The organism is Lactovum miscens (genome assembly GCF_014202895.1).
GTDB classification, from domain to species: Bacteria; Bacillota; Bacilli; order Lactobacillales; family Streptococcaceae; genus Lactovum; species Lactovum miscens.
In genome coordinates this window covers 64,258-89,999 of sequence record NZ_JACHHV010000005.1, presented here as the reverse complement: position 1 = coordinate 89,999, position 25,742 = coordinate 64,258, and the positions used below count along the sequence as shown (strand labels likewise).

Annotated in this window: 32 protein-coding genes and 1 pseudogene; 30 read left to right on the top strand and 3 right to left on the bottom strand. The window is 34.2% G+C overall.

What is annotated here, in order from left to right; genetic code table 11:
* The first annotated feature begins 310 nt into the window (after positions 1–310).
* From HNQ37_RS02475 to HNQ37_RS02460, 4 genes are all read left to right on the top strand, one after another.
* Positions 311–469, top strand: a complete 159-nt coding sequence (locus HNQ37_RS02475) for a hypothetical protein (protein WP_183539005.1) — start codon at positions 311–313, stop codon at positions 467–469.
* Positions 470–835: 366 nt separating this feature from the next.
* Positions 836–1,753 carry a TMEM175 family protein gene (locus tag HNQ37_RS02470; RefSeq protein ID WP_183539004.1) on the top strand — a complete coding sequence of 306 codons (918 nt, stop codon included), beginning with the start codon at positions 836–838 and terminating at the stop codon, positions 1,751–1,753.
* A 413-nt stretch (positions 1,754–2,166) separates the two neighbouring features.
* On the top strand, positions 2,167–3,096 hold the full coding sequence (gene murB / locus HNQ37_RS02465; protein ID WP_183539002.1) for a UDP-N-acetylmuramate dehydrogenase: 930 nt from the start codon (positions 2,167–2,169) through the stop codon (positions 3,094–3,096).
* Between the two features lies 1 nt (position 3,097).
* Positions 3,098–3,889: an SDR family NAD(P)-dependent oxidoreductase gene (locus HNQ37_RS02460; protein WP_183539000.1), complete on the top strand. Its 792-nt coding sequence runs from the start codon at positions 3,098–3,100 to the stop codon at positions 3,887–3,889.
* A gap of 826 nt (positions 3,890–4,715) precedes the next feature.
* On the opposite strand, the pseudogene HNQ37_RS08660 reads toward HNQ37_RS02460, so the two are convergent.
* Positions 4,716–4,778: pseudogene (locus HNQ37_RS08660) on the bottom strand (hypothetical protein); the annotation flags it as partial.
* A gap of 502 nt (positions 4,779–5,280) precedes the next feature.
* On the opposite strand from HNQ37_RS08660, the gene HNQ37_RS02455 reads away from it, so the two are divergent.
* From HNQ37_RS02455 to HNQ37_RS02435, 6 genes are all read left to right on the top strand, one after another.
* Entirely contained in the window at positions 5,281–6,120 is an 840-nt protein-coding gene (locus tag HNQ37_RS02455) for a HipA domain-containing protein (protein WP_183538998.1), read from the top strand.
* Positions 6,121–6,437: 317 nt separating this feature from the next.
* Positions 6,438–6,584, top strand: a complete 147-nt coding sequence (locus HNQ37_RS02450) for a hypothetical protein (RefSeq protein WP_183538996.1) — start codon at positions 6,438–6,440, stop codon at positions 6,582–6,584.
* Between the two features lie 494 nt (positions 6,585–7,078).
* Positions 7,079–7,429, top strand: a complete 351-nt coding sequence (locus HNQ37_RS08485; protein WP_343066564.1) for a type ISP restriction/modification enzyme — start codon at positions 7,079–7,081, stop codon at positions 7,427–7,429.
* 86 nt (positions 7,430–7,515) lie between these two features.
* On the top strand, positions 7,516–7,905 hold the full coding sequence (locus HNQ37_RS08480; protein WP_246415566.1) for a type ISP restriction/modification enzyme: 390 nt from the start codon (positions 7,516–7,518) through the stop codon (positions 7,903–7,905).
* A 60-nt stretch (positions 7,906–7,965) separates the two neighbouring features.
* Complete coding sequence (locus HNQ37_RS02440) at positions 7,966–8,538, top strand: hypothetical protein (protein ID WP_183538994.1); 573 nt, start codon at positions 7,966–7,968, stop codon at positions 8,536–8,538.
* An 87-nt stretch (positions 8,539–8,625) separates the two neighbouring features.
* Positions 8,626–9,627, top strand: a complete 1,002-nt coding sequence (locus tag HNQ37_RS02435; protein ID WP_183538992.1) for a hypothetical protein — start codon at positions 8,626–8,628, stop codon at positions 9,625–9,627.
* Positions 9,628–9,777: 150 nt separating this feature from the next.
* Here the strand turns inward: HNQ37_RS02435 and HNQ37_RS02430 are convergent, their stop codons facing one another.
* On the bottom strand, positions 9,778–10,155 hold the full coding sequence (locus HNQ37_RS02430; protein ID WP_183538990.1) for a hypothetical protein: 378 nt from the start codon (positions 10,153–10,155) through the stop codon (positions 9,778–9,780).
* Positions 10,156–10,504: 349 nt separating this feature from the next.
* Here HNQ37_RS02430 and HNQ37_RS02425 point away from each other — a divergent pair, with 349 nt between their 5' ends.
* Together HNQ37_RS02425 and HNQ37_RS02420 are read left to right on the top strand one after the other, a co-directional pair.
* Positions 10,505–10,816, top strand: a complete 312-nt coding sequence (locus HNQ37_RS02425) for a hypothetical protein (RefSeq protein ID WP_183538987.1) — start codon at positions 10,505–10,507, stop codon at positions 10,814–10,816.
* Between the two features lie 418 nt (positions 10,817–11,234).
* Positions 11,235–12,257, top strand: coding sequence for a replication initiator protein A (locus HNQ37_RS02420; protein ID WP_183538985.1), 1,023 nt, complete (start codon positions 11,235–11,237; stop codon positions 12,255–12,257).
* A gap of 1 nt (position 12,258) precedes the next feature.
* Here the strand turns inward: HNQ37_RS02420 and HNQ37_RS02415 are convergent, their stop codons facing one another.
* Positions 12,259–12,468, bottom strand: a complete 210-nt coding sequence (locus tag HNQ37_RS02415; protein ID WP_183538983.1) for a helix-turn-helix domain-containing protein — start codon at positions 12,466–12,468, stop codon at positions 12,259–12,261.
* A 93-nt stretch (positions 12,469–12,561) separates the two neighbouring features.
* Here HNQ37_RS02415 and HNQ37_RS02410 point away from each other — a divergent pair, with 93 nt between their 5' ends.
* From HNQ37_RS02410 to HNQ37_RS02325, 18 genes are all read left to right on the top strand, one after another.
* Complete coding sequence (locus tag HNQ37_RS02410; RefSeq protein ID WP_221289015.1) at positions 12,562–12,747, top strand: helix-turn-helix transcriptional regulator; 186 nt, start codon at positions 12,562–12,564, stop codon at positions 12,745–12,747.
* A 475-nt stretch (positions 12,748–13,222) separates the two neighbouring features.
* Positions 13,223–13,522 carry a hypothetical protein gene (locus HNQ37_RS02405; RefSeq protein WP_183538981.1) on the top strand — a complete coding sequence of 100 codons (300 nt, stop codon included), beginning with the start codon at positions 13,223–13,225 and terminating at the stop codon, positions 13,520–13,522.
* 3 nt (positions 13,523–13,525) lie between these two features.
* A complete protein-coding gene (locus tag HNQ37_RS02400) occupies positions 13,526–14,287 on the top strand; it encodes a ParA family protein (protein WP_183538979.1) in 762 nt (253 codons plus the stop codon).
* A complete protein-coding gene (locus HNQ37_RS02395) occupies positions 14,277–14,630 on the top strand; it encodes a hypothetical protein (protein WP_183538977.1) in 354 nt (117 codons plus the stop codon). The genes HNQ37_RS02400 and HNQ37_RS02395 overlap by 11 nt, the downstream gene beginning before the upstream one ends.
* Positions 14,631–15,322: 692 nt before the next feature.
* Positions 15,323–15,661, top strand: coding sequence for a hypothetical protein (locus HNQ37_RS02390; RefSeq protein WP_183538975.1), 339 nt, complete (start codon positions 15,323–15,325; stop codon positions 15,659–15,661).
* 70 nt (positions 15,662–15,731) lie between these two features.
* A complete protein-coding gene (locus HNQ37_RS02385; protein ID WP_183538973.1) occupies positions 15,732–16,400 on the top strand; it encodes a hypothetical protein in 669 nt (222 codons plus the stop codon).
* Complete coding sequence (locus tag HNQ37_RS02380; protein ID WP_183538971.1) at positions 16,397–16,540, top strand: hypothetical protein; 144 nt, start codon at positions 16,397–16,399, stop codon at positions 16,538–16,540. Before HNQ37_RS02385 ends, HNQ37_RS02380 begins: the two co-directional genes overlap by 4 nt.
* A gap of 61 nt (positions 16,541–16,601) precedes the next feature.
* The gene (locus tag HNQ37_RS02375; protein WP_183538970.1) at positions 16,602–16,742 is read left to right on the top strand and encodes a hypothetical protein; all 141 of its coding nucleotides are present in this window, start codon (positions 16,602–16,604) and stop codon (positions 16,740–16,742) included.
* 92 nt (positions 16,743–16,834) lie between these two features.
* Complete coding sequence (locus HNQ37_RS02370) at positions 16,835–17,197, top strand: hypothetical protein (RefSeq protein WP_183538969.1); 363 nt, start codon at positions 16,835–16,837, stop codon at positions 17,195–17,197.
* A 129-nt stretch (positions 17,198–17,326) separates the two neighbouring features.
* The gene (locus HNQ37_RS02365) at positions 17,327–18,853 is read left to right on the top strand and encodes an ATPase, T2SS/T4P/T4SS family (protein WP_183538968.1); all 1,527 of its coding nucleotides are present in this window, start codon (positions 17,327–17,329) and stop codon (positions 18,851–18,853) included.
* A 44-nt stretch (positions 18,854–18,897) separates the two neighbouring features.
* Positions 18,898–19,737, top strand: a complete 840-nt coding sequence (locus tag HNQ37_RS02360; RefSeq protein WP_183538967.1) for a hypothetical protein — start codon at positions 18,898–18,900, stop codon at positions 19,735–19,737.
* An 11-nt stretch (positions 19,738–19,748) separates the two neighbouring features.
* Complete coding sequence (locus tag HNQ37_RS02355) at positions 19,749–20,705, top strand: hypothetical protein (protein WP_183538966.1); 957 nt, start codon at positions 19,749–19,751, stop codon at positions 20,703–20,705.
* Between the two features lie 12 nt (positions 20,706–20,717).
* Positions 20,718–22,148, top strand: coding sequence for a BspA family leucine-rich repeat surface protein (locus tag HNQ37_RS02350; RefSeq protein ID WP_183538965.1), 1,431 nt, complete (start codon positions 20,718–20,720; stop codon positions 22,146–22,148).
* 54 nt (positions 22,149–22,202) lie between these two features.
* Positions 22,203–23,390: a DUF5011/hyalin repeat domain-containing protein gene (locus HNQ37_RS02345; protein ID WP_183538963.1), complete on the top strand. Its 1,188-nt coding sequence runs from the start codon at positions 22,203–22,205 to the stop codon at positions 23,388–23,390.
* Between the two features lie 13 nt (positions 23,391–23,403).
* Entirely contained in the window at positions 23,404–24,138 is a 735-nt protein-coding gene (locus tag HNQ37_RS02340) for a hypothetical protein (protein ID WP_183538961.1), read from the top strand.
* Between the two features lie 140 nt (positions 24,139–24,278).
* On the top strand, positions 24,279–24,452 hold the full coding sequence (locus HNQ37_RS02335; protein ID WP_183538959.1) for a type II toxin-antitoxin system RelB/DinJ family antitoxin: 174 nt from the start codon (positions 24,279–24,281) through the stop codon (positions 24,450–24,452).
* 68 nt (positions 24,453–24,520) lie between these two features.
* Entirely contained in the window at positions 24,521–25,153 is a 633-nt protein-coding gene (locus HNQ37_RS02330; protein ID WP_246415575.1) for a J domain-containing protein, read from the top strand.
* Entirely contained in the window at positions 25,150–25,737 is a 588-nt protein-coding gene (locus HNQ37_RS02325; protein ID WP_183538954.1) for a hypothetical protein, read from the top strand. Before HNQ37_RS02330 ends, HNQ37_RS02325 begins: the two co-directional genes overlap by 4 nt.
* Positions 25,738–25,742: the final 5 nt, after the last annotated feature.

Sequence of the window (25,742 nt, the reverse complement as noted above, 5' to 3'; positions counted from 1 at the left end):
GAATCCTTTTCTACTTTATTTTTCCAAATTCAAGTATAAAGGTTTCAGGTGTTTTTTTCTTGCTTCAGGTGGCTAACTTAATTTTACAATTTGCCTTTATTATCGTTTTATGAAACGTAAAAATATTGTACAATAAGTTATCAAAACGTAAAGGAAAAGCTATGAAAAAAAGAGAAATGGGTCATTATGTCTCCAGTCGTTATCGCTTTAATGATTGGTTTAGTAGGAGTTAATATATGTGTACTCAAGTTAAAAATAAAGAAATAATTCTGGGAAAGCAATTTGCTTTGCAGGCAAAAGAAATGCTTAAATGCTTAAAGAAATTAAGGAGTTAAAAATTAGTAAAAGTTTTGAAGCTATCCCAGGTGTAAAATGGTTTGGAGTTGATATTGTTCAAGAAGACAGAAATATATTTCACGTGACTTTATCTTTTGAAGATTCAGCAAATTATGATACAAATGATGGGTGATGTTTTTAATCAAGAGAGAAAAACCAAAGAAGATATACAAGTGATATTTAGTAATCTTGAGAAAAAGGGTTGTGTTAACTGCAGGTGACCAAAAATATGTCGTTTTTAAAACAGTTGATATTACTCATACTATATTATTGCTTATGCGGGAACCAACCCTGCCGACAAAAGTTTTGAATACCAATGCCAATAATGTCATTTTTTGGTTCAAAAAAAATTTAAGACATGAGCAGAGCTTAATGCAAACGTTCAAGGAGGATCACAATTTTCAAGTGCTGAACAATTTTATCAATAGGTTTCAAAAATATCAGACGTCAAAGTAAAATGTAAAACCAACTAAAATATATATTACGAAAGATTTAAATTATGAAAGAACGTGTATTACTATTCAGTGATGCAATTATTGCTATCATTTTGACGATAATTGTTTTAGAACTTCCCATCGATTATTTATCTGATGGGACAATCAAGTTTCCAGACTTATTGAGAAGCATCGGTATTTATTTTATTAGTTTTTGTTTTGTAGCTAATTTATGGTTTCAAACGGCATATGCTTTTAATCGTGTAGAGAAAATTAAAAATAACATACTTGTAGTTTATTTAATGTTACTGTTTTTGCTTTCTTTAATACCAGCAGCGACTCGTCTGTTGATTGAAGACACAACTAGACAGACAATAGTAATTTATGGAGTTTTATCATTAATTGTTATTTTAATTATGCGTAGGTTAATTTTAGCCTTAACAAATCAAGCAACAATTAAAATAGATGATAAAAAAATTATAATAAAAACCGCAAATCGCCGAGATATGTTTACTTTTTTTTATCGTGTATTGTTAGTTTTATTCTCCTATTTTTTTATCTATCCCGCACTTATTCTTTATCTAATTTTACCTATATTCTCATTCTTACAAAATATAGTAGACCGAGAAGAAGAGCAACTAATAGAAAGCTTGCATCAAGATCAGCAAGAGGCGTATCTAGAAAACCGTAGTAATGTTTGGGGTGGACAATTTAATAGGTACTCACATTTACTTCGAAATTCATTGAAAGATGGTGGTGATGACAAGAAAAAATCAGACTACTGGGAAGACATTATGAAAGATTGGGAGAAAAACATTAATGAAGAAATAAAGAGAATAGAGGATCAATTGAAGTCCAACAAAGTGAGTAATCGTTCTCAAATGGAGCTAGAGTTAAAACAGTTATATCATCAAAGAGGTCGGTTACAAAAACGTTCTAATTTTGTGAATAAACCAAAACCTTCTTCCCAGCCAAATAATTAGAGTTTTTACAAAATAAATGGATTAGCCAAGAATATTCAAGCAAGCGACAAAAAATAGTTCACTCCTATATGGAAATAAGCAGCCAGTCTGACTAGCTGTTTTTTTATTTAACTGCAAATTGCAAATTTAATTTATCTCCCTAAACATCTGAAGTAGTGTCTGATACTCGAACATTTCATCAGTCCCTTCAGTCTTTAATTGCGAATTTTATTATGCCAATTGTGTTTATTGTACTGGCTGTTGTTTTCTTGCACGAACACTTGGAACCATACATGTGATTTTTCGTCGCAGCAAGTCTTATGGAGTTATTTGGATGATTGTTGGATCTTGCTAATTTCTAATATTAACTGTTATGATGTCATTTTGTTTCTCTTATAGGAAGTTCAAAATTTAATAAAATGGTAAAATAAGATATGTTGAAAAAATCCGATTTAGAACAATTTGACGTCAAAATTGATGAAGCTCTTTCAAAATATACTTTTACTAAAGTGGGTGGCCCGGCTGATTATTTAGTTTTTCCTAGGACAGTTTCTGAACTTTCAAACTTGGTAAAAATGGCTTCCGAGACTGGAACACCAGTTACAGTACTTGGAAATGCAAGTAATCTAATTGTTCGGGATGGTGGAATTCGAGGACTGGTTATTCTATTAGATCACTTGGATAATATTAAGGTTTCTGGTTTAACAATTGGTTCATCTCAAAATGGAACTAACTTTGAAATTGAAGCAGAAGCAGGTGCAAAACTAAAGGATGTGACACAGTTTGCTTTGACGCAAAGTCTAACTGGTTTTGAGTTTGCTTGTGGTATTCCGGGTAGTATTGGTGGTGCTATCTTTATGAATGCTGGTGCCTATGGAGGCGAGATTAAGGATGTTTTATCTTCCGTTAAAGTTGTTAATCCACTAAATAATCAAGTATCAGTAATTCAGAATTCAGATCTAAATTTTGGCTATCGCACTTCTCGAGTTAAAGAAGAAGGTTTAATTGTTGTATCAGCAAGCTTTAGACTTGAATTAGGCGATAGAAGTGTTATCAGAACGCAAATGGATGAATTGACTGCGAAACGGGAATCGAAGCAACCTTTAGAATATCCTAGCTGTGGATCAGTGTTTAAGCGGCCAGAAAACCATTTTGCTGGACGATTAATTCAGGATGCACATCTTCAAGGCTTTCGGATTGGTGGGGTGGAGGTTTCTAAAAAACATGCCGGATTTATGGTAAATGTTGGTAATGGAACCGCAGCCGATTACGAAAATTTAATTATGTATGTTATAAAAAAAGTTCAAGAAACTTCTGATGTTATTCTTGAACCTGAAGTCCGAATTATTGGAGAAAGGATATAACATGGATTTAAAACTTTTTAACAAAACAGCTCTCGTTACAGGTTCTACCAAAGGAATTGGACGAGCGATTGCAGAGTCTTTGGCGGCCGAAGGTGTGAATATTATTATTAACGGACGTACTTTGGAAGCTGTTGAACAAGTTGTTACCGAAATCAGAGATAAGTTTCCAACAGTAAAAGTTGGGCTTGCTCCTTATGATCTTTCTGTTGAGAAACAACGTCAACAACTTTTTGAAGCTTTTCCTGAAATTGACATTCTTGTGAACAATATGGGAATTTTTGAACCAGCTACCTTTTCTGAATTAGAACTTGATGATTGGCGTTATTATTTTGAAGTTAATAGCCTTTCTGGTCTTGCTCTATCAAATCATTACCTCCCAAAAATGTTAAAAAAAGATCAAAATGGTAGGATTATCTTTATAGCAAGTGAAGCGGCAATAATGCCAAGTCCAGAAATGCCACATTATTCGATGACTAAGACGATGAATCTTAGTTTGTCAAAAACTTTAAGCTGGGAAGCAAGAGCAACTTCTGTGACAGTGAATACAGTGATGCCTGGTTCAACGTTAACTGAAGGTGTGGTGGGGATGCTTAAGAGATTATATCCTGAATATTCACAAGAACGTGCGGAAAAGGAATTTATGGCTAAAAATCGTTCTGGCTCGATCATTCAAAGGTTAATCCGGCCTGAGGAAATTGGAAATTTTGTCTGCTTTGTTGCCAGCCCTTTAGCAGGTGCTTTTCAAGGGGAAGCTCTACGTATGGATGGCGGTTTAGTACCTACAATTTTCTAATTAAATTTATTAATATTAATAAACGAATATATCTCAATTTTTACAAAAAATTCTGGTTTACCCCAAGAGTTAAGCTTTTGAATTCAAGTATTTTGATGTGAAATTTAAAATATAAATAAAAATCGAAGTGTTATGCGCTTCGATTTTTATTATTTTGAAAATGAAAGAAAATATTAAATTAGACTTATGCAATTGTTTTTTTTACTCGCTTCGTGTTGTAATAGTGAATCTATGTGACCATCATATCTTGGAGTAGCACAAAAGGATTTAAAACATGACCCAATAAATTTCTTATTCAAGTAATTCAAATAAATTCTTATTTTTACAATTTACCATTTTGGCAATAAAAAAGGAGCGCCTCCTCTAATGGGACAATCTAGGCTTGTCCTGCCTGTACGTTCCTATAGCACCAAAAATATCATAAGAAATCATAAATGTCAAGTAAATTAAACCTAAATATAATTAAATACTTTACTATAAGGAACAAGGTCTGTTATTTTGACAGAATAAATTATTAAATTACCTAATAGTAAAATTGGCAATTTTTTAAGAATCTTATATTAAACTCCTAAAAGCTTTACCTAGCTTATCTAAAGGTTGTTGGCTATTACATATACATAAACAAGCAAGTTTATAATTAGTTGGCAAGGGGTTAACAAGGTCAAGCCTTATTATCTATCGGTTAAAAGCTCAAATTTGTTGAGCGTAGTCTTCACCCTTTTGCAGTGAGAATAGTAGATTTTGAGGACATCCACTGGGCCTTCAACGTGTCATTGGAAGTTTGAGTCACCTCTGAATAATATATTGTTTTGGTCTTCAGTTGAACCTATCTCCGCTTAAGTTCATGATAAATTGTTTGTGGTGGCTTGTCTAAAAAGCGTGCAATCTGATTACCACTTCAGGCCCCCCTATCGTGCCAATGTTCAGTTTGACCTCGTTTAATCCGTGTTATAAATGATTACCTTTTATGTTAGAATAATCTTGCATCTGAATCCTTTTCTACTTTGTTTTTTCCAAACTCCAGGTATATAAGATTAATTTGAGTGTAACATAGTTAAAGTAGATACCAAAGTTGTTTAAAACAGAATAATAAAAAATTGTAAAAGTCTTAATCATCCTTAATAATTAATATTAGTTTCGGAATTACAAGGGAGTTGTCAATAATTATTTGAATAAACTGTAGTTTAAAAAATAAATATGATAAGAAAGATATTACAATGTGGTAAGACTCAATTTACACTAAATGATGAAAAACAAAAATTATTGACAAAAAGAAGTATTCGGATTAGGGTGTCTAACATATAAAAATGTAATTTGTTTAGGTGCCGAGAAGTACAACGCTTAAATATATAATAAATATAGTTAGAATACAAAAGATCAAAGGAGTTCAAATGTCACTCATAGATTTTAATTCAGCAACAATTAATACGAGGCGTTACAGTGGTAATGGCGGAAATAAATATGGCGTAAATTTCAATGATGAAAATTGGATCTTAAAATTTCCAAAAAGTACTCAAGACTTAAACAACCCAAAAGCTTCTTATGCAACAAGTCCTTTAAGTGAATATCTTGGGTCTAAAATCTACGAAAGTTTCGGGATTCCCGTTCATGAAGTTAAACTAGGTTTCAGAAAGCCTGGACCAGGAACTAGAAATAAACTCGTTGTAGCCTGTAAAGATTTTCTTGATTCAGAACAACGGCTTATTGAATTTAAGAATACTAAAAATGCCCAGTTCTTCGAAGGGGGAAATGCAGGAACATCAGGCGCAGGAACAAGACTTGATGAAGTTCTTGAAACAATTGAACGTTCATTGGATTTTATTGGTTTTAGGGAAGATGTCAGAACACGTTTTTGGGATATGTTTGTGGTAGATTACGTTCTTGGGAACAATGACCGAAACAATACAAACTGGGGAATTATAGCCACAGATAAGCAAATTCTTGGTCTTTCACCCGTTTATGACAATGGAAATTCATTTTTTGACAAGCGAAACATTGACCAATTTGAAACACGTCTTCCTGATGAGTTACTTTTAAAAGAAGATGCATATGAGACTCTTGTGAGTGCTTATGTTGATGATTCTGGTAATCATATAATCCTTCTGAAATCATTCCTTCAATGGCTTATAAGGGTTGTAATGAAGCTGTCAAGCGATTTGTTTCAAATTTTCGAATGGCAAAAGTTAAGAAAATATTTGATGAAATTCCTATTGCTGAAAATGAAATATTAATTTTTCCACAAAAACAAAAAGACTTTTATCTTAAACTTATTGAAATAAGAATAAAGGGTATTATTTTACCAACAGTGCAGAGACTTTCAAAGAATAGAGAATTTACTCAAAAAATAATAATCAAACAAATTCATTAAAAGGTTAATATTAAATTCAAATAAATAATGCCTTAAAATACTGTCACAAAGCCCTTTAAATAGGGCCTTTGTTATGAATATAAATAATGTTTCTTCTATCTAATATTAATATTAATAAAAGCAAATATACTCTAATATCCTCGCTAGTATTTTAACAAATATAGGGCTACAATGAATTTTATGAATAAAGACGGCTATGTGGCTGGAATTCAAAAAATGTTAGAATCCTACCCTGAATTTGTAAAAGATTTTTATATTTCAAAAATCTCAAACAACTATACTTATGCAACCTGTACGATTATATGCTTGAATATAAAAAAATTTTAATTGGCTGATTAAGGAAAAAATTGTAGAGGTTTTATCCACAAGAGAGATTACTTTTACACAGCTGAGATTAGAAGCAGTCCGAGAAGGAAACCATTTAAAGGCATTACATCGACTTTTAGCTTCTTTAAAAACACTTTATAATTACTTATCACTTGAGGCTGAGAATGAGTTTGGGAATCTTTATATCGTTCAAAATGTTAATCAGAACCGCGCATCATCTAAGGCTTCCGTTTCAATAATTGGGCCTCTCTGCATCTGAAGAATAAGAATTGAGACAGTCTGATATGAAACTGTTCTTAATCATTTATAGCACTACATATAGTTATTAATTATGTAAATAAAACAAAAATCTACTAAATACAGTAGATTTTTTTATTTTAAAATGTTATTATAATTCTAATAGAAACGAGGCAATTATGAAAATTTTGACAGAAACGAATGAAGTAGAAAATCGGGCAATGCAGGTCATGAAGCACAAATGAAAGGAATACTTTATTTACGGATTCGGGAAGGATAAAGTTGAAGACAATGCTGGCGGACTAGTTAGAAACTATAACTATGAATTAGAGAGATTATCCAAGGTAGTTGGCAATAAAGAGAAGTTGAATAGCCTAAATCCAGATGCCACTTTCATGAGTTGGAGTAGGAAAACCAAAAACAAGATTCTCGCTAATAAAAAAATCCGTTTTGAAAAGAAGTATAGAACTAAAAGCTCATATAGACCGTTTATATACAAGTATCTTTATTATGATACGGAAATTGTAGAAATGCCAGGACGTTTTAAAGACTTCTTTAGAAATGAAAATAAAGTTATATATGTGAGTGGTCCAGGAGTTAAAAGATAGTTTTCAGCTCTAGATTTTGGCCTAGTTGAGGAGAACACATTTTATTATGTGTATGGCTTTACTTCATTCTCTTACCTCGAATATCTTTGCTCAAAGACAAAGAAAAGTATGCTGAGATAAGTCAAAACTTGGATGATTTACATTTGAATTATGAACACCAACCGAGTTGGGAAGGGGAGACAGTTACTGGCGAAGAATCAGGAAATCTCCGAGTGAAAAAGATGAAGCATCCAAAAGTTAGAAATAGTGAAAGAAAATCGGTCAACGACTTGATGAGGCTTATATTTAATGAAAGTATTACGATTTCTAATATTCCCGAACAAGCTTATGAGTACGTCGTCAACGGCCGCCCTGCGATTGAGTGGATTATTGACCAGTATCAGGTTAAGACAGATAAAAATCAAGCATTACCGATGACCCGAATGATTTTGCATCTGAAAATCCACGCTGTATCTTGGATTTGCTGCTTTATGTGATTACTGTTTCAATGAAGACTGTGGAACTTGTGGCGCAATTGCCGAAGATGGAGGTAATGGATGAGTAAACTTTCAGTTGAGTTTTGGACGATTAGTGTTCCGATTATTGCAACAGCGATTGGAGCGCTTATCAAGATGGTTTGGGATTCCTACTTAGAACAAGCAAGGAGCCGCCCGATTATTTTTATTTCATATAGTAAGGGGCATAAAAATGGCCTATTTTCCCAGTATCTTACCATAAAAAATTATGGACAGACAACAGGTTGGATAAAGAAAGTTGAGATTGAACCTCTTATCGAAAATGATGGGGATGACTTAATGCCAAATACATTCAGCGATTTCAAAAAATTTCCGTTAGCGCCTAATCAAGAATTCACAACTCTTATTTCTGGTGGAATAAATTCAAAGCTGATAGCTGTTGATAACCGAAAATTTAAGATTGTTTATTCCCCAGATTTTCGAAAAAGAAAGTCTTATGTTACTGAATATACCGTCAATGAAAAAGGACTTCCCACAATTTTAGAGGACGGTAATTTCCAAGTTGAGCTTCGATTGGAACAGCAAAATAAGATTTTGGAAAAAATGGTTGACCAACAAAAGGAACTAATAAAATCGCTGGGTAAAAGCTCCTGATTATATTATCGGTGCCTTGAGAAGGGTGGAAAAGAAAAATAAACATTTTAAAAACTGAGCCATAAATTAGTTGTTGAGAGATACTATATGAAAAATGAATTTGACGGTATTAAAAAAATTGTAAATGAAATTCAAGGAGTTCGAGAGTTTGCTGAGGGATACAAAAAGGCGGTTGCTATCAATGTGCTAGATATGTCGTCTATTCTTGCAAAAAACTATCTTCCGAAAATCGCAGAACTGACGAGAAATACTGCGAGAGCAGTCAATAACATGCAGCTAGAGATAGCGAGTCAGGTAAACAAGGCGATACAGGGGATTGTGGCAAGTATTCCTAAAATCAATAGATTTTTTGAAGCCGAAGAATTCAAAAGATTTGCTGAAAGTCTGAGCAAAAAACAAAAATCCAAATTTGTTGACTATCTGGCTAATGATTGGTATATTCCTTTAGATATTTTGCAAGATTTTCCGATTCTGCTTCCTTCTGGAGCTCAATCAGAAATAGATGAGTTTGTTTTGTCAGTCTTTAGCGAATTGAAGCAAGAACACGATGTGGATGTTTTAGATTTTGTTCCCAAAAGCCTGAGAACTTATAAGGATAAGAATACACTGGAAATTTTGCTCCATGAGAATCTGTATAAACAAGCGGTTATTTTCTGTATGGAGCGAATTGAGCGCGTGATTACTACTGCCCAAAGTGTTAATGAGTACAAAAATATAAAAATCAATAGCAAGGGACTTTTGGAATTCAAGAGAATTGTTAAAGAAAAATCTGCTGATAAAGGTTATATCTCGGAAGTTTTTAAAATGCTAGAGGTTGATGAAGACTCAATAAGAATGTTTAAGCCATTTTTCAAATTTCTTGAGGAAGATTCTGAAGTTCTGCCATTGAATCGAAATCTATTCTTCCATGGCTGGATAGAAGAAGAAAAAGTCGATGAATGTTTAGTTATTAAAGCTATTTTAGCATGGGCATTTTTTGAGAAGCTATCTATTGAGAGTCAAAAAGGAAGAGATAAAGTACCGATTGGAATAAGTCGAGTTAAGAAATATCGGAAAAATATGGGAAAAGAAAAGCCACAAACATTTTGACTGTGTCGTAGAATATACTAGAAGTCTGAGTGTTGGTATAGATTCTTGAGGTATTCTCGAGCAGAATTGACGTATTTTTTCGCGGTCTTGTCAGATACTTTAATTCCTCGCTCTTTTAAGACCTTTACTAGGTTTGTAAAATTTTCGTGCTCAAGGATAGTAGCCGAGCTCCTGATATACAGTGGATGCTTCGCGAATTTCATATTTTAGCGAGTTTAGCGCTTTATCAATTTCTTCCCGCACTTCATACTTCAACAAAGTTTCTTCAGGGGGACTACACAAGTTAGGGATAAAGTCGCTAAATTCCTGAGACTTTGTTTTCCCAACTTTATAGTTGATACTGCCACCGTGATGGTAACGTAATTTACGATCGTAGTTTTTATCAATTTTCAGCTCAAAAGTTTCCAAGGCATTGAGAGTGAGTTTTGCTGCCTCTTCGATTTTTAGGTCGAGTTCGTCTAATTTTTCTGGATTCTCAGACGGGGTTTCTTTTGGCAAATTTGAATAAGTTTCTTCTAACTTTTGCAAAGAGCTAGCTTCCAGCTATAGCTCTAAGTTCGTCATTCGTCATCATGGCGTTTTCAATTTTCGACATTTACTTTCCTTCCGCCCAATGAACGGAAAGAAGTTGATCTCGTAAGTTTGATAAAAAGCATATCAAAACAACGGTGAATCACAGAGCTGAGAAGTGACCTAAGTCAATTCTTCCACTGTACTTCAGTCCGTCCGTTTTGATGGCGCCATCAGGACAAATTGTATTTGCAAGTTATCTTGCATAATATAATTATCTCAATTTTAGAGGCGAAAAACTAACTTCCTTGAGTGAGGCGTTGCTTGTAATGTGAAACCTTAGTTTAATGAGGTTTAGGGGGTGAACATGAATAAAACTAACTTTTTTGAAAATGACAAAATTTTGACATACGACAAATTGACATTTAGCTTAGAAGAACTATCAAAAACATTTTGTAAGGTGCTAAACTTTACTGAGGCCAATAAAGTTATATCATATCAGAATTTTATTAGGCTCAAAGAAAGAGAAAAGTTTATGGATTCGGGCTTTCTTACTTCATCAAGTAACATAGTTGAATTTCTTGAAAAAACTTTGGGATTAGAGTTAGATAGGTTGAATAATAATCACAAGAGGAATCAGCTAAATTTGATGATTAAAAAATTGCAAAAACCATCGTAGTTTACCAATTTTAAAGAAACTTTTTATTTACCATTTGTGGAAAATCTTTTCAAATAAGTAATCGCTACAAAACCGCATTAGGACCTAGTTTAAAATCTATTTAATTTGTAAAATAGTAAAGTAATTAGTACTATCTTTCCGAAAAACTAAGACTCTCTTTCCGAAAAACTGTAGCTCTCTTTCCGAAAAACTAAGCTTATTTAATCCTGTAAGTACTTGAAGGAGAAGTTAAAATTATTATATGTTTCATTCTTGATTAGCATTGCTATATAAGACTCTAGCTAATTTTTTTTCTTAAATAATAGTTATAAAACCATAAAAGGTAGAAGCTTTTATGGTTTTTGTTTTATGCATAATTTACAATATCATGCATAAATATACAGAATTATTAATTATAAAAATTAGGAAGAGGAACATCTTGGAAAAAATTACTCTCAATCAGGTTGTTACAAGCCAAAATTTTTATCAATATCCTAAATTATTTACACCCTATCGTGAAAAAAATTCTGAGGGAGAAGTAGTAAGAATTGCATCAAAATATATACGCATGAAAAATGAAGCTAAAATTTTGTATACCTTTTTAAAAAATCGTTTCGAGCTTTCGATTATAAATAATTTTGTTGATGAAAATGAATTTGTTTATGTTATTGCAACGGTTGAGGAATTAAGTGATGTTTTGAGCTGTTCAAAAAGAACAGTAATTACCTTAAAAAACGAGCTTAAAGATTTTGGGTTGATTGAAGAAGTAAAGCAAGGATTGAACAAACCCAATCGAATTTATGTTGGAAACCTTGATGGTACTCAGTTGGAGAAGACAATTATTGAAAAGAAGAAAACCCCAACAACCCCTAAAATAAAGGATGTGAGCGGAGGTGCAAAATTTGCACCTCCAGAGGGTACAAATGCTGCACCTCAAGAGATGCAAAAAAGTCAACCAAGTTATATTGAATCTAGTCATGAGGATGAGGATGAAATAAATAATAAGGCGCTTCAAGAAAAAATCCAAAAAATTCAAGATCAAAAAATTAAAATTATAATTACCAAAATTCAAAAAATGAACTTGCCTGGCAATAATTCAAAAATATTAATTTGTAATGAAATCCTAAATGAATTTGAAGAGGGTCAGGATCCTTTACTTATTAACATATTCTTTGACGAGGCCTTTAAATATACGACAGATCATTTACATGATTTAAAATATTTTGGAAAATATCTTGTCGAAAATATGAAAAATAAAAATCAGCTAAATCTTTTGGAAAACAAAAAAAATCAAATTGAGAAAGACAACTTGAAAAATTTACCTCAAATTCCTGTAACGGGTCCATGGTCTAAAACAGATACAAAATCAGCAGCCAAACGAACTGAAGAAAAAAATACAAATGTATTGACGGATGAAGAGGTGAAGGTATTTAAAAGACGACTCGAAGTAATCGGCAAGTAAGTTATTTTTTATCCGTACGGCCGACAAGATAATCAAGCGAAACATTGTAAAAATCCGCCAGTTGAATCAGTTTATCCAGCTTAATACCACTAGATCCATATTCAAACCGTTGATAAGAAACTTCTTTGATGCCTAATAAATTAGCGAGTTCAGTTTGTTTTAAACCCTTGTCTAGTCTCAGTTCTTTTAATCTTTCAGGGATCTTAGTCATTTTGCATCTTTCTAATTGACACTACATAATAAGTAGTGTATAATAATAACATAGACTACTTAATACGTAGTGGAATGTGTAAAGGAAAATATTTTGAAACGAATTAAATTGATTCAAGCAAGAAATTTAAAAAAAATAACGCAGAAGGAAATGTCAGAGAAGCTAAATATAACTGAAATTTCTTACCAACGAATTGAATATGGAACTCAAAATCCAAAACTTGAGACCTCATTAAAAATCAGTGAAATTTTAGGTAGAACCGTGAATAATCTTTTTTAAATATCATTGACAATTATAGCATAAGACAACTTTTATAAGTTGGGGATTAAGACGTCCCATACCCTACATGATTATCATTTTTGATAGATGGGAGAGTATGAAGCTTAAAGCAATTAGAGACCCAAGTAAAGTATATTTCTTACGAGTAGTGGTTTAACCAGGTTCGACTCCTGATACTCGCTTAGCTCAATTTGTGAGCTAATTGTCCGTTGACAACTGAATAAACACCAGCCCCCTGATTAGCGCATCTATGGGGAAAAGAAATAGACAAGGGAGCTGTGTATGTTGGAGAGAACAAACCCACCCCCTGATGCTAACCAGTACGTCCCTGTGCGACAAGATCAAACAAACGATACAACGAGTTCGAGGTAAACAAAGACTATAAACCTTGTGTAAAAAACACCACGAGGGACTACGTGTCCTTCTAGCAAACCTGTAAATTCAGGTATTTCGGAATTCCTAAGGAGGAGGCTTTATGCACGAAATTAAGATTAATGACTTACGCTCCTTTGCCAAAGCTGGCAATTCAACGGTCAAACTCGATAGCTATTATCATTATGAAATAGCTAAAATCAAGAAAGATGGAATCTATGTTTCTGGTGGAACTATTTTTATTGACGGACGACGCACAGAATTAAAAACTCAAGTTCCTTTTTATGAAATCTATAAACACATTGATACGATTAAACAAGGTCGTGTGCTTCTTGCAGAACGAAGAGCTGGAAAACTTATCGGAACTTGGAAGTATGAGCAGATGATCGGAGAAATGGACTAAGTCATGAAAATATTAACAATTAATGTCAACAAAGGCGGCGCTGGTAAAACAACGCTGGCACATAACTTAGCAGAATATTTTGCACTTGATTCTAAAGTTTTACTGTTCGATTTTGATGATTCAGCTAACTTGACACACCGCTATGAAGAGTTTGATGGTATAAAAAATACCGTAATCAAGCTCTTTGATGGTGGGGTGGATGAACCTATTAAGCTAAGTGCGAACTTATCGCTTTATGCTGGAAGTTCGCAAGTAGAGCAACTAAAGGAACAACTAAATTCTCGCAGACGACGTGAATATCTTTTTGGAAAATGGCTCGGCGAAAATTATGATCGTTTAGAAAGTGAATATGATTATCTTGTTATAGATACAGAAAATGATGAAGGTATTCTCACCGTGAATGCTTTAATTGCTACCGACATGGTTTTAGGCATTGCTGAAGCTTCAAAAGATTCAGTAACCGCCCTGGGACGGCTCAAAAAATTTGTTTCAGAAATCAATCAAGATTTTGAACGAAACATCACGCTTAAGTTTGTTGCGAATAAAATCAATTTTGCAGAGACAGCTTCTAAGGACCTTTTAGATGCTTTGGAAAGTTATCCTGAGTATTTAGGTTACTTGCCTCGACGCACCGTTCTTGCAAATGATGTGGCGCTCGTCAATCAACCTTTTAATAAAGTGGATGATGAGACGTATGCTATTGTGATTGGGCTCTTTGAAACGATCAAACAAGAGCTAGATAAGGCAGGCGAAGATGGCGAATAGATTTAGTGACTTTTTAGAAAGTAACACATCAAAAGAGAAGATTTTAAAAACTCCTCAATTCACCTCTAAACCTTTAGAAACTTCAAAAGTAGAAAAGAAGAAAAGTAGAAAAGTAGAAAATTCTACACTGAAGTCACAAAAGATTTCAGCTGAAGCCTTTGAGAAGTTGGTTATTTTAAAACACGCCACTGGAAGAAAACAAATAGATTTACTAGAAGAAGCCATCAATAATCTTTTTGCTGAGTTATCACTTGAAAACCAAAAAGTTCGTGCTCTTCAAGTGATTTATCAAGATGAAAAAACTGTTGATAATAGGCAAACAAGTATAGATGATTTTCTATAAAACGAGTCAAATAATTTAGAAAAAAAGACTACCTGAACAATTACAGATAGCCTTGCCTAAAGGTTTGGCACAATTATTATAGCACAGTATTTTATGATGAAAAGGAAATATATAGTGATTATATTTCCTTTTTATTTTTTATAAAAATAAGTATTTAGTTGAGGTGGTGAAATGATAAAAGAAATAAAATATAGAATCAGTTATTGGAAAGAAAGGTGGAGCTATAAATACATTAGTACTTGGAAAATCTTATATTATATTGTCATTTTTTTACTTGGTTTAGGATTAGTTTTAGGAGAGACGTTCTTTCTCTGCATTGTGATGAAACTAGACTTTTTGGATACTTTGATAAAACTGATCATCAGGATCGGCTTTATCTCTCTTTGGCTTGGTCTAATAACACTTGTGCTTTACATCCATAATAATAGGTAGGGGTATGTATATGGAAAAAGAGGAAATTGAAGCATAATGAATAGAATGACAAAGAAAATTAATAATTATTTTGATAAGTGCCAGCTTCCGCTATCAGTAATAGTTTTGGTTGGCGGATTATATGCCTATTTAGCTTTTGCAATGGTTGTAACTATCTTGGATATGTTTCATATATATATATTTTCAGCTTTTTTTAACTATTGACCAGTATACATACAGGTTCAAGAATGAAGGATAAAAATTAGAAGGGGCTCGATAACATGAAAGAATATACTTCACGGAGAACGAAAAGACTTCAAGATAAACTTTTTGAAAGTAGACAAAAAGATTTAAAAATTCAAAGAAAACTCTTAGAAGATTCAAGAAATGGTGGGAAAAGCTTGCTAAGCCAAATTGAGATCGAATCAGAAAATCAGAAATGTTCAAAAAAGGAAATAATTGTATATACGGTTGAACTTACTGTTTTGCTTATTGGGCTTGTGCTTGTTGTGTTTATTTTTCTTGCTCACAAAGCAAATGTATTTAATTTATTGGAGTTGGAACTTGGACTCTTATCTTTATTAATCATTACAGTTTTTTTCTCCTCTTTTATGGAGTAACCAGGATAAAAATAGATGAAATTATAGCAAAAAATGAACCTAGAAAGAAATAGAAAGGAATAGAAAAAACATGGCCAATAAAATTCAATTTCAATTCACAACAAACGGCCTGCTGATGGACTCACATGGTGAGATTGAATTTTCGCTTCCGAAAAATGGAATTTCCTACTCAAAAGAAATGCACAGGGTGAAACTCTATTTTCTAATGAATGAAAATTTGATTCAAGCTTGGGATTATAACGAATCTGATGATCGTATTATTCTTAAAAATGGATATGAAGTTGGAATAGGAAATGAGTTATTTGATTCAGCTGGCAACTTTATTGCTTTGACGGATAAAATTCATAAGAGCAAAAAAACAAAAGCGGTGTTCACTTTTTCAGGCTTAGTCAATTCTTTTGTGAGAAATCCAAAAGTAAGTACTGAAGAAAATGAGTTATCAACAGAGACAAGTAACTCTCAATATCAAGACGAATTACTTTACGAGCAATTTCTCAACTCGCTAGGCAACTTGATTGACTTTTACAATCGAAAACAAGAGAAAGCCTCAGTAAGACTTTCTCACTTGAATCAGACCCTTTTAGAAACAGAACAAAATAAGAATAATCTTGAGGATAAAATAGATTCAACTATTGTTGAATTAACTCAGATTAAGCTTGCCTTGGAAAACAAAGCAAACCAAACAGCTTCGCAGCCCGCCATAAGGGCTTTAATAAAGGTTGAAGGAGGAGAATTATGAATGAAACAACTGATGAGTTAGCTGGATTACTGATTGGAGCTACAATAGTTTCCAGTGTTATTTTTGTTCTCATCTATTTTGGCCCTCAGCTTCAAACACTTTGGAACTCATTTATTCAAAGTTCACGGCCAAACTTTTAACTTTAAGGAAGAGACGACGGTCTCTTTTTTAGTACTCAAAAAACGAAAGGAAAAATAAAACATGGATGAAAGTTCAAGTAACCTTGGGTTGATCTTAATTAGCCTCACGGCTGTCTTTGCGGTAGGAGCCGTTCTTATTCTTGCCTTCCCACAAATAGCTACTTCAATTGTAACTTATCTAAAAAGCCAATTGCCTGTCTAAAAACACATTACATCCTGTTAAAAGAAGAGACGACGGTCTCTTCTTTTAATTTCATAAAATTATTGTAAAAAAATAAAACGAAAGGATTATTTATGGACACAACTCCTTCAACCTTTATTAAAGCCCTTATGGCAGGCTTATTTGGCATCTCACTTATATTACTTTTTGCCTTTGCAATCAACTATGAAAAGACAAACAACTTTGTGCAGTATGCCAATGGTGCTTTACAACGAGGTGCTACTCTGGATGAAATTAATGAAACATCTCAACAGGAGTACAGCGGCAGCTTCACTGTTTCGAATTTAAGATATCTGGAAGGAAAATCTCTTGGAGATGACCTTACGTATACGATAACTCAAACCTTATGGTTGCCAACCTTTTCTGGAAGTACACCAAAAAAATCATTGTTTACAACAACTACTGAAGAAACGACACAAGTTTTATCTCGCTATTAGGTTGCTTTTAGTAAGGAGTTATGCTTGCTGTAATTGTTTAAACATCTTGCCCAAAAGTAGAAAAGTAGAAAAGTAGAAAAGTAGAAAAGTAGAATTTACCACTTTCTTGAAAGGAAGAGAAAAATCTTAATGAGAAATTTTTTAAAATTTAAAAATCAAAAATCGCCTTCCATAGAGCAATGGAACGACAAAGAGAACTTTGTAAAAACTGAAGCACCCAAAACGGAAATACTTGAAAGTGAAGAAACACAAGAGGCTGCTGATTTTATTGACACTTTAAAATCAGAAACGCTTTTTGCTTCTTCCAAATATACCTGGAAGTCTAAATTGCTGACAATGAGTAACGAGGAAGCAGAAGCGCTTCGGAAACGTAAAAATATGGCCTTTGAAGCAGATATAGCGACGGATACCTCTTTGTTTGATGACATGCAAGAGAAACGTCGTATCGTTAAATACGTGGATGACTTTATCGTTAATAAATATGCTTCTTTGAAGTTAGAAGCTTTTGATAACATGGAAAAACGTTTAGAACTACGTGATATTTTAAAGAGTGATGCGCCTCGTTTAACGGCTTTTCCAAATGCAGTGCTTGATGAAATTCTTGAAGAATCTGTAGGGCTTGGAGTTATTGAGCGAATTGCCCGCAACAAGACAATCTCTGAAATTAATTATAACGGTACTGAGCTGATTGTTGAATCCAATGATCAAAAAGAAGTGAATCAGACGGGTGGTTATGTTGATGGTGATTATATTCAACGATTAATAATTGGCTTTGCAAGTACGATTGGAAAAGATTTTAATGAGTCTCACCCTATCATAGATTTAGTTTTTAAAAACTTCCGTGTTAGTGGCGTTCATAAGATTGTAGCAAATGGGACACCAACCATTTCAATTCGTGTTTCGCAACCAGGAATTATGGTGACAGAAGCCATCATCGAGCAAATGAGTAATTCGGTCATTGCTAATTTAATGGCTGGCTTAGTCTTAGCAAAATGTAATATAGTCGTTTGTGGCGAAACTGGTTCAGGAAAGACTGAAATGACAAAGCGTCTCCTTTCTTACATTCCCTTTAACGAAAAAATATGTTTGATTGAAGACGTTTTTGAAATGCACGCCAAGGAAATTTTCCCTGATGCGGATGTGGAGTCGTGGGTAGTGACAGAAAATGCAGATGCGTCGGAATTACTTTCCACGGCCATGCGTCATGATCCAACATGGGTGGCGGTGACAGAACTACGTAAAGGCAAGGAAGCCAATCAATGGCACCAAGCGCTTCGCTCAGATCATAGCTCAATTACATCTTTACACGCCGCAAGCGCACTTATGATCCCCAATAGGGTAATGGGAATGATTGGTGAAGTGAGAAATATACAGGAAGAACGAACTGAAGATGAAATTAAGAGTTTACTGAATATTGGAATACATATCAAGTTTAGATGGATCGAAGGCCATAAGCGTCGGTGGATTGCTGATATTGTTGAGTTTCGCAGTAAAGCAGAAGGTGATTCTATTGTCATTTTTGAACAAGACATGGATGCTAAAGGAAAAACGACTTCAAAAATGCAGCCTATTTCAAAAGATTTATACAAAAGGCTAGCTTCGTCGGGTTTCAATTTATCAAAATATGATCAATTAATTAGCAATTATGAAAAGTAGAAAAGTAGAATTTTCTACTTTTTTTGTTTTGGAAGGAATAACTAATGGCTAGAAATTATAATTTAGAAGAATTAAGGGCCTTAAGTTCTGCCTTTGGAGAGAAAGAAAGTCAAACGAAATTCAATACGTTTATTTTCTTACCATTTGGCATTTCAATGGGAACCTTTTACATATTCCTAACGCCTCTCATCCCCTTTAAAAGTCCGATTGACTTCGTTTTAGTTATCTTTGGACTCTTGTTTGGTGGATTAGGTGCGCTATTTGGATGGCGACAATTATTACCTCAAATTGTCGAACGTGACTATCAACGTAAGCAATTCAATGAGAAACATCGATTTGTGAACACGCTGACGCAGCTCATGGTAGATGAACAACGCTCTGTGTGGTTGTGTTTAAAAAGTGTTTCAGAACGTGTTGACGGACAATTTAAAACAGATTTAGAAATACTTGTGGCCCGTCTGAAAAATCCTGATGAAGCAGAAACAAGAGCAAGTTTTTCAGAATTTTCAGCCCGTTATAAAGACGATATTTTTTTTGTTCAGTACGTTGATGAACTCTCTTCCTCTTTTTTAGAAGGCCGTGGAAATTTCAAAACACTTCAAGAGCTGAAAGATTCCTACAATGATATAAAGTTAAAACAAGAAGCCTTTTACACACGAAAAAAGGCAGTGCTTAGCATGGCCTTTAAAGTTTATTTTTCTCTCTTAGGCTTTGTGATGGTCTTTCATTTCCTACCACCTATAGCATCGGTTTATGCGCCAGTATTTAGCCACAGCATTTTAGGTTGGATAGATTTTAGTCTATTTTATGTGATTATGCTTTGGTTCTTTAACAAACTTTCAATAGGTTTCTTCGATGATAATCTATTGCAAATGCAGAAATAGAGGAGAATAATTTGAAAATATTTGTAAGGAAAAAACAAAAAAACATCAATCAAAAGGTTAAAAGACGGAAGCAAGAAAGTGACTTTTGGCTTTATTTCATTTCGTCCAAGTCCCGAAAAATGGCCTTAAATATGAACGAGACAGAAGAAACAATTATTCGATGGTCCAAAAAACGGTTGCTTTCTTGTATGGTTTTTGCGGTTGTGGGAATAATTTTAGTGATCACTAAGTTATTTGGAAAGTTTGGCTTTATCATGGGCCTCGGCTTACTACTCTTTAGTTTGCTTTATTACTTTATTCAGAGCCGCTCGATTGTGTCTCAATTCAAACAGTACCGATTTTTACAGCAAGTTGAATTTTCTAAGTTTACGAGAATTTTAATTCCATATTTGCTCAACGAAAATAATCAATCACTCTATGCATGTCTACAGAAGGTAGATATTCGTTTAGGATTGATGTCTAAACCAACGTTGAATGCATCCCAACGAGGAAGTAAAAATCCAAAAACGGGTAAAAATCAAAAGCACACATTGAAATACACCCGTCAAGAATGGATGCGTCGGATTACCGTTCAATTTGAAGTAGGTAAAAAAGAATATAAAGTGATGACACTTTTGAGCCTTTATCTTAAACAGCTCATGCTTAAAATAAGAGACAACTCAAACGATATTCAACCCTATATTGAATTTGCTAATCTGACTTCGGGGTCTCAAGAGGCTCGTACCTTCATGGAGAGCCTTTTTTATTACTCACAAGCGAGCAATGATGCATCTGTCATTAAAGAGTTATCCTCGATGTCAAACAAACAACTCTTTCTAGTTGTAGATGAAGTGGTTAGACAAAAAGTTAAGTCAATCTCATGGATACCTAAAACAATGAGTGCGTTTGTGGCCATTCCACTCCTTGGTATTATGGGGTCCTATGTCGTACATATGTTCATGACCTTTCTTAAACAATTATTGCATTAAGAAGGAGATGTTATGAACAATATCGTAGATATACCCTTCAAATGGCTCTTAATGACTATGACTGCTTTACTAGTCATTTTCTTAGTTCTCCTAGGCTTTCAAATTTCAGACACCTCAACGGTCAATGCAAGAGTGAGTGAAATCATTCAAAATGAAGGAGGTGTGAATGGAAAATCTTTGATAGACATTGAAAATTATCTTCAGTCACAAAATTCATCAAGCGTTACTTATCGTTTAAAAACTTATGATAATACAATTTATTTTCCTAATGTTTTTCAGACAAAATATATCAACGAAGGTCAACCTGTAAATGCGTTAATAACACCTGATTTGCCAAGCGGATACGGTTTAGCTGCATATGGAACTGAAGTTGGTTATACGTTAAACTTTGAAAGTACGGGTGGTTTCTTTTCTATTCTTCAGTCTTTGGGAGGAAAAATTTCATCTCTAGTCTTGCCACTGAAAAATAATGTAGTAATAAAAAGTAATTTTCATGACATTCATTCTCTTGATCCTTACTTTCTCGTTTTTGAAGATAATTCGACTGTTTGGGCTCAATCTATTAAAACAAATAAAAATGATAATTTTTCTTGGGCGATTGATGAAAACGGAAATACTCACGTCTGGTCAACCAATGGAACATCTCCAATCAATTTTAAAGATGGCACTTTGGACTTAGCAAACAACTTGCTGATCAAAACAATCACTTTTGATACACCTGTGATTGGCACTAATTTTTCAAAACTCTTTTTTAATGACAAAGCACTTACCACTGTTGATTTTTCTAACGTCGATAGCAGTGGCGTGACGGATATGTCTTATATGTTTGATGGAGATTCAGCACTGACCAGTCTTGATTTAAGTGAATTTGACACCTCAATGGTCACGAATATGGCATTTATGTTTTACCAAGTGAGTGGCTTACAGAGTTTAGATGTGTCACATTTTGATACCTCGAAGGTATCAAATATGTCAAGCATGTTTGCTGGCATGAGTAGTCTTGAAAAGATTGAAATTAACAACTTTGACACTTCAAACGTAACAAACATGTCAAGTATGTTTGCTTCAGACACTACTTTAAATGAATTGGACCTGTCACACTTTAATACTTTAAATGTGACAGATATGAGCTATATGTTTGCAGGATTAACTTCCCTCGTCAATCTTGATTTATCAAGCTTGGACACATCATCACTTATTAATTTTGAAGGTTGCTTTAGCAACACTTCAGCTTTAGTTTCTTTATCACTTGAGGATTGGGACTTTTCAAAGGTCAATAATTTAATTGATAGCTTTGCTTATGATTCAAGTTTGAATAATGTGGATTTAACTGGTGCTACATTTCCAGCTGCTCCCTTACCCAGCAATCAAAGCAGTGGCTTCTCAACAAATATTTCATCTTTAGCTGCAACACAGCTTTTGCCAATCACGGGCGTTAAGTAGAAAAGTAGAATTTTCTACTTTTCTACTTTTTATATCAAAAAGAAAGGAAAAAATATGCGAGGAATACTAGGCATGATTGGTGGCTTCTTGGCCATTATGATGCTTGGACTTTGGTTCTTCTTCATGCAAGTAGACAATAACAACTCAAATGTTACGACTCAAGCCATGAACACAGCTATTCAAGCCGCAAGTATTGCATCAAGAAATACAACTTCAAAAAGTGAAACCTTGACTCAAAAAACGGCCATGTTTAAAAGTTTAAATGCTTATATGGCCAGCTATTTTGACAGTGTGAATGTAAACAGTAGGCCAGACAAACAACAGAATAGAGACAACACTTCTTTTGACTTCCTATTAACCTCTGAAGATGAGGTTAAAGTGATTGATGGTGTTGCAAATCCAGTTTCATCTGATCTGACGGTTCCAATTGCGGTCAAAGCAGTTAAAATACATTATGTGGACAGTAAAGGAATAAATTATGTGGCAACAAGTGCCTTAACAGGCGCAAGCATCACAAAAATAAACACTCCTTTCGGTTTAAACACCCCTAACTTTCCAGTCCCTCTTGGAACCTTAGGTACTTCGCTTGCGAGTTTAGAACCTCAATATGGCAACCTTTTCTATGATGCAGGCAATTTAAGTTTAAGTTCAAGTTCAAGCATCAAAGAAAGCCAATCTTCGGACACTGTAACTACTAAAATCACCAATGCTAATGGTGGGAGTAGCAACTTAAATCAAATCATCCCAGTTGAAGCTTATGAGCCTGTCATCACAAGTCCTAAACAAGTGACGATCATTGCAGGACAGGATATTCTCACTCAAGCAAGTGCAAAACAACTTGGTCCGAATGGCACAACCAATTTAACGGTAGTTTCTAATGCTATCAATAACTCAATTGCTGGTACGGTCTTACAGAGCTTAACGGCCACAAACACCGTGACAGGAGCAACAACAAATTTTGTTCGACAACTGGTTATTCTACCTGACTTAGCCGTAATTACAGTTAAAAACGCTTCTGTCGGGACCTTTGCATTAGGCTCTGGTGTTCCTTCAATCAGTACACTACTTTCAGGGGTGAAAGCAACGCTGCCCCTAGAAGGTAATGCAAACTATCTTATTACTGTTTCTACTTCAAATGTGAACCCTAACGTGCCAGGTACCTATACCCTTACCTATCAAGTCATAAGCCCTGTAAGTTCAGCCTTTGTGGCAACGACTACACGGACGATTACTTACCAATGAAAGGAGAAGTAAGATGAAAAAAAACAAAATAAATAAATGGGTCGTTGCTATTACGGCTGTAGTGCTTGCATGTTTAGTTCTTGTAGGTATCTTAGTGATTCCTCCAAACTCAAATAAACAAGCCACCAAAGAAGCGGAACAATCTTTAGCACCAGGGCAAACAATTACAGGCTCAAACCCTAACGTGCCTTCAAACACAAGTTATGGAACTCAAAATTCTTCCACCCTTAAATCTGGGGGCCTTTCAGGAATAGGTAACACATCTCAGTCAAAAAAGGAAAAGAATAGTAAAAACAATGCCAACACGAATAACTATGTGTCCATCTCGCCTAAAGATACCAAAACGATAATGACAGGAAAAACAAATCAAGTACAAACACAATTACCTGATTCACCAAGTCAGAATCAAACTAATTCTTTTTCTGATAAGACAGTCACGGCTATTGAAAAGCAAGTAGATTCAAACCCAACTTACTTGAAGAAGTTGTCAAGTGATCCACGAAATGTTGAGGTGCAGCCTTTAAAATTAGAAGATTACAGCTATATGGTTTCAAACAACCAAGTCTTAATCACTACCACTAAAGATGGCACCAAGACTTTCACCCCTCTTTCCAGTCCTTCAGATTGGGCTTTATTAAAGCTCAATTCAACACTTAATTCAACTGATTATCTTACATTAGTTAAATATTTCAACACAGTGAACGATTATTTAGTCAAATATCAAATTTCCCTCGTTCAAACTAACTAAAAGAGTCCTTATATACTTAAAAGTGACAATTTATTATTAAAAATATGATTTTATATGAATATATTGACTATACGTATATAAAATATATTGACTATGTGTATATAAGTTGGTATAATTTAAGTATAAATAGGGGGTTCAAAATGGTTTCTGTATCATTAAATTTTAAGATAGAAAAAGACTTGAAAGTAGAATTTCAAAAATTGGCAGAGTCAATGGGTTTAACAACTACCTCTATGTTAACTATGTATATGAGGCGTTGTGTAGACGATCAAGCGATTCCATTTTTGCTAGAAAATCGTAAAAAAAACGAATAAAGAGTTAAAGCTAAAACAATTAATTAGGGAGTTTATTTAAAAGTGTTATAAGGGAAGTTGTGAAAGCTATGAATTTTGAGCCAGATTACTACAAGAGATTGGGAATTTCAGAAAATGCACCTGAAGAAGTGATAAAGGCTTCTTATCGGGCCTTGGCTAAAAAATATCATCCTGATGTCAATTCATCTGCTGATGCGTCTGAAACATTTAAAAAGTTAACAGATGCTTTTGATTGTTTGAGTGATTCAAAAAGACGTCATGATTATGATTCTTATTTGATGAAGCATAAATTTGAAAATGGAGAGTTCGCAAAATCGGATGGCCCACTTTTTTACTCTCAAGAGGTAAAAGTAAAGAAAAGCCCCTGGCGAGTTTTTCTTAGTGTTTTATGGTTTATTATTGTAACAATTGTAAATACTCCAATCTATCTCATGCGTTTAGTGGTAAAATTAATTAAGTATTTGTTGTTGTGGATTGTTTTCTTTTTAGTATGGTCCTTTATTGTGATGGGATTATCTTCGATTGTTTATTATCGAAATTTTTCGTTGTTAGATTTGCCAAAAGGATCTTTTGTTTCTAATGTAGCTAACGTAATTTACGTAGTGGTAGCAGCTATTTTGGGTATTTATTTTATCTACTTAGCTATCAGAGAAACATTCATAATTGAAAACAGCCCAAATATAGAGGGAAATAAAAAATGAAAAAGAAAACAATTATTATTTCTGCTGTAGTAGCTGCCCTCGTTCTTGGTGCGAGCTTAACAGTCAATGCGGTCGTGCAAAATCAAGCACAGGCTCACGCAAAAATTGTCGCCAAGCAGAAAGCAGCAACCCACAAGAGATTGCTTGAAGAAGCCGCTCAGGCGGCTTACAAGCTTCAGTTAGAAGCTGCAAGTAACTCGGTTGCTAAAGCTGAAGCTTCACACGCACAAACTGATGTGAACGCCTCAGAAACATTGGTTAAACAATTAAAAAATGCAAATGTTAAGAGTTTGCAAGTTCGCCTAGATGCCGTGAATAAGGCTATTGCGGACAAAGCTGCGGCCGATGCCAAAGCGGCAGCTGATGCTGCAGCGGCAACACTTGCAGCACAACAGGCCGCTCAGCAGCAAGCAAACAAAGTTTCGACAAGCTCGACGTATGTTGGTGGAAACAGCAGTTCTTATTCTTCAGGAAATAGTTCATCTGGATCAACCTCTTACAATCCGCCAGTTTCGACAGGTTCAGATTATACACCTCAATCTCCGCTTGATTTAAGTAACCCTGGTTCACTTGTTGCCAAGTAGCCTTT

Coding starts and splice junctions, on each gene's coding strand:
- HNQ37_RS02380 (WP_183538971.1), top strand. CDS start 16,397: ATGAATGAAACAACTGATGAGTTAGCTGGATTACTGATTGGAGCTACA.
- HNQ37_RS02440 (WP_183538994.1), top strand. CDS start 7,966: ATGAGTAAACTTTCAGTTGAGTTTTGGACGATTAGTGTTCCGATTATT.
- HNQ37_RS02360 (WP_183538967.1), top strand. CDS start 18,898: ATGGCTAGAAATTATAATTTAGAAGAATTAAGGGCCTTAAGTTCTGCC.
- HNQ37_RS02390 (WP_183538975.1), top strand. CDS start 15,323: ATGAAAGAATATACTTCACGGAGAACGAAAAGACTTCAAGATAAACTT.
- HNQ37_RS02435 (WP_183538992.1), top strand. CDS start 8,626: ATGAAAAATGAATTTGACGGTATTAAAAAAATTGTAAATGAAATTCAA.
- HNQ37_RS02450 (WP_183538996.1), top strand. CDS start 6,438: ATGAATAAAGACGGCTATGTGGCTGGAATTCAAAAAATGTTAGAATCC.
- HNQ37_RS02415 (WP_183538983.1), bottom strand. CDS start 12,468: ATGACTAAGATCCCTGAAAGATTAAAAGAACTGAGACTAGACAAGGGT.
- HNQ37_RS02335 (WP_183538959.1), top strand. CDS start 24,279: ATGGTTTCTGTATCATTAAATTTTAAGATAGAAAAAGACTTGAAAGTA.
- HNQ37_RS02460 (WP_183539000.1), top strand. CDS start 3,098: ATGGATTTAAAACTTTTTAACAAAACAGCTCTCGTTACAGGTTCTACC.
- HNQ37_RS02375 (WP_183538970.1), top strand. CDS start 16,602: ATGGATGAAAGTTCAAGTAACCTTGGGTTGATCTTAATTAGCCTCACG.
- HNQ37_RS02330 (WP_246415575.1), top strand. CDS start 24,521: ATGAATTTTGAGCCAGATTACTACAAGAGATTGGGAATTTCAGAAAAT.
- HNQ37_RS02395 (WP_183538977.1), top strand. CDS start 14,277: ATGGCGAATAGATTTAGTGACTTTTTAGAAAGTAACACATCAAAAGAG.
- HNQ37_RS02370 (WP_183538969.1), top strand. CDS start 16,835: ATGGACACAACTCCTTCAACCTTTATTAAAGCCCTTATGGCAGGCTTA.
- HNQ37_RS02470 (WP_183539004.1), top strand. CDS start 836: ATGAAAGAACGTGTATTACTATTCAGTGATGCAATTATTGCTATCATT.
- HNQ37_RS02385 (WP_183538973.1), top strand. CDS start 15,732: ATGGCCAATAAAATTCAATTTCAATTCACAACAAACGGCCTGCTGATG.
- HNQ37_RS02345 (WP_183538963.1), top strand. CDS start 22,203: ATGCGAGGAATACTAGGCATGATTGGTGGCTTCTTGGCCATTATGATG.
- HNQ37_RS02425 (WP_183538987.1), top strand. CDS start 10,505: ATGAATAAAACTAACTTTTTTGAAAATGACAAAATTTTGACATACGAC.
- HNQ37_RS02405 (WP_183538981.1), top strand. CDS start 13,223: ATGCACGAAATTAAGATTAATGACTTACGCTCCTTTGCCAAAGCTGGC.
- HNQ37_RS02350 (WP_183538965.1), top strand. CDS start 20,718: ATGAACAATATCGTAGATATACCCTTCAAATGGCTCTTAATGACTATG.
- murB (WP_183539002.1), top strand. CDS start 2,167: ATGTTGAAAAAATCCGATTTAGAACAATTTGACGTCAAAATTGATGAA.
- HNQ37_RS02325 (WP_183538954.1), top strand. CDS start 25,150: ATGAAAAAGAAAACAATTATTATTTCTGCTGTAGTAGCTGCCCTCGTT.
- HNQ37_RS02455 (WP_183538998.1), top strand. CDS start 5,281: ATGTCACTCATAGATTTTAATTCAGCAACAATTAATACGAGGCGTTAC.
- HNQ37_RS02400 (WP_183538979.1), top strand. CDS start 13,526: ATGAAAATATTAACAATTAATGTCAACAAAGGCGGCGCTGGTAAAACA.
- HNQ37_RS02365 (WP_183538968.1), top strand. CDS start 17,327: ATGAGAAATTTTTTAAAATTTAAAAATCAAAAATCGCCTTCCATAGAG.
- HNQ37_RS02340 (WP_183538961.1), top strand. CDS start 23,404: ATGAAAAAAAACAAAATAAATAAATGGGTCGTTGCTATTACGGCTGTA.
- HNQ37_RS02475 (WP_183539005.1), top strand. CDS start 311: ATGCTTAAAGAAATTAAGGAGTTAAAAATTAGTAAAAGTTTTGAAGCT.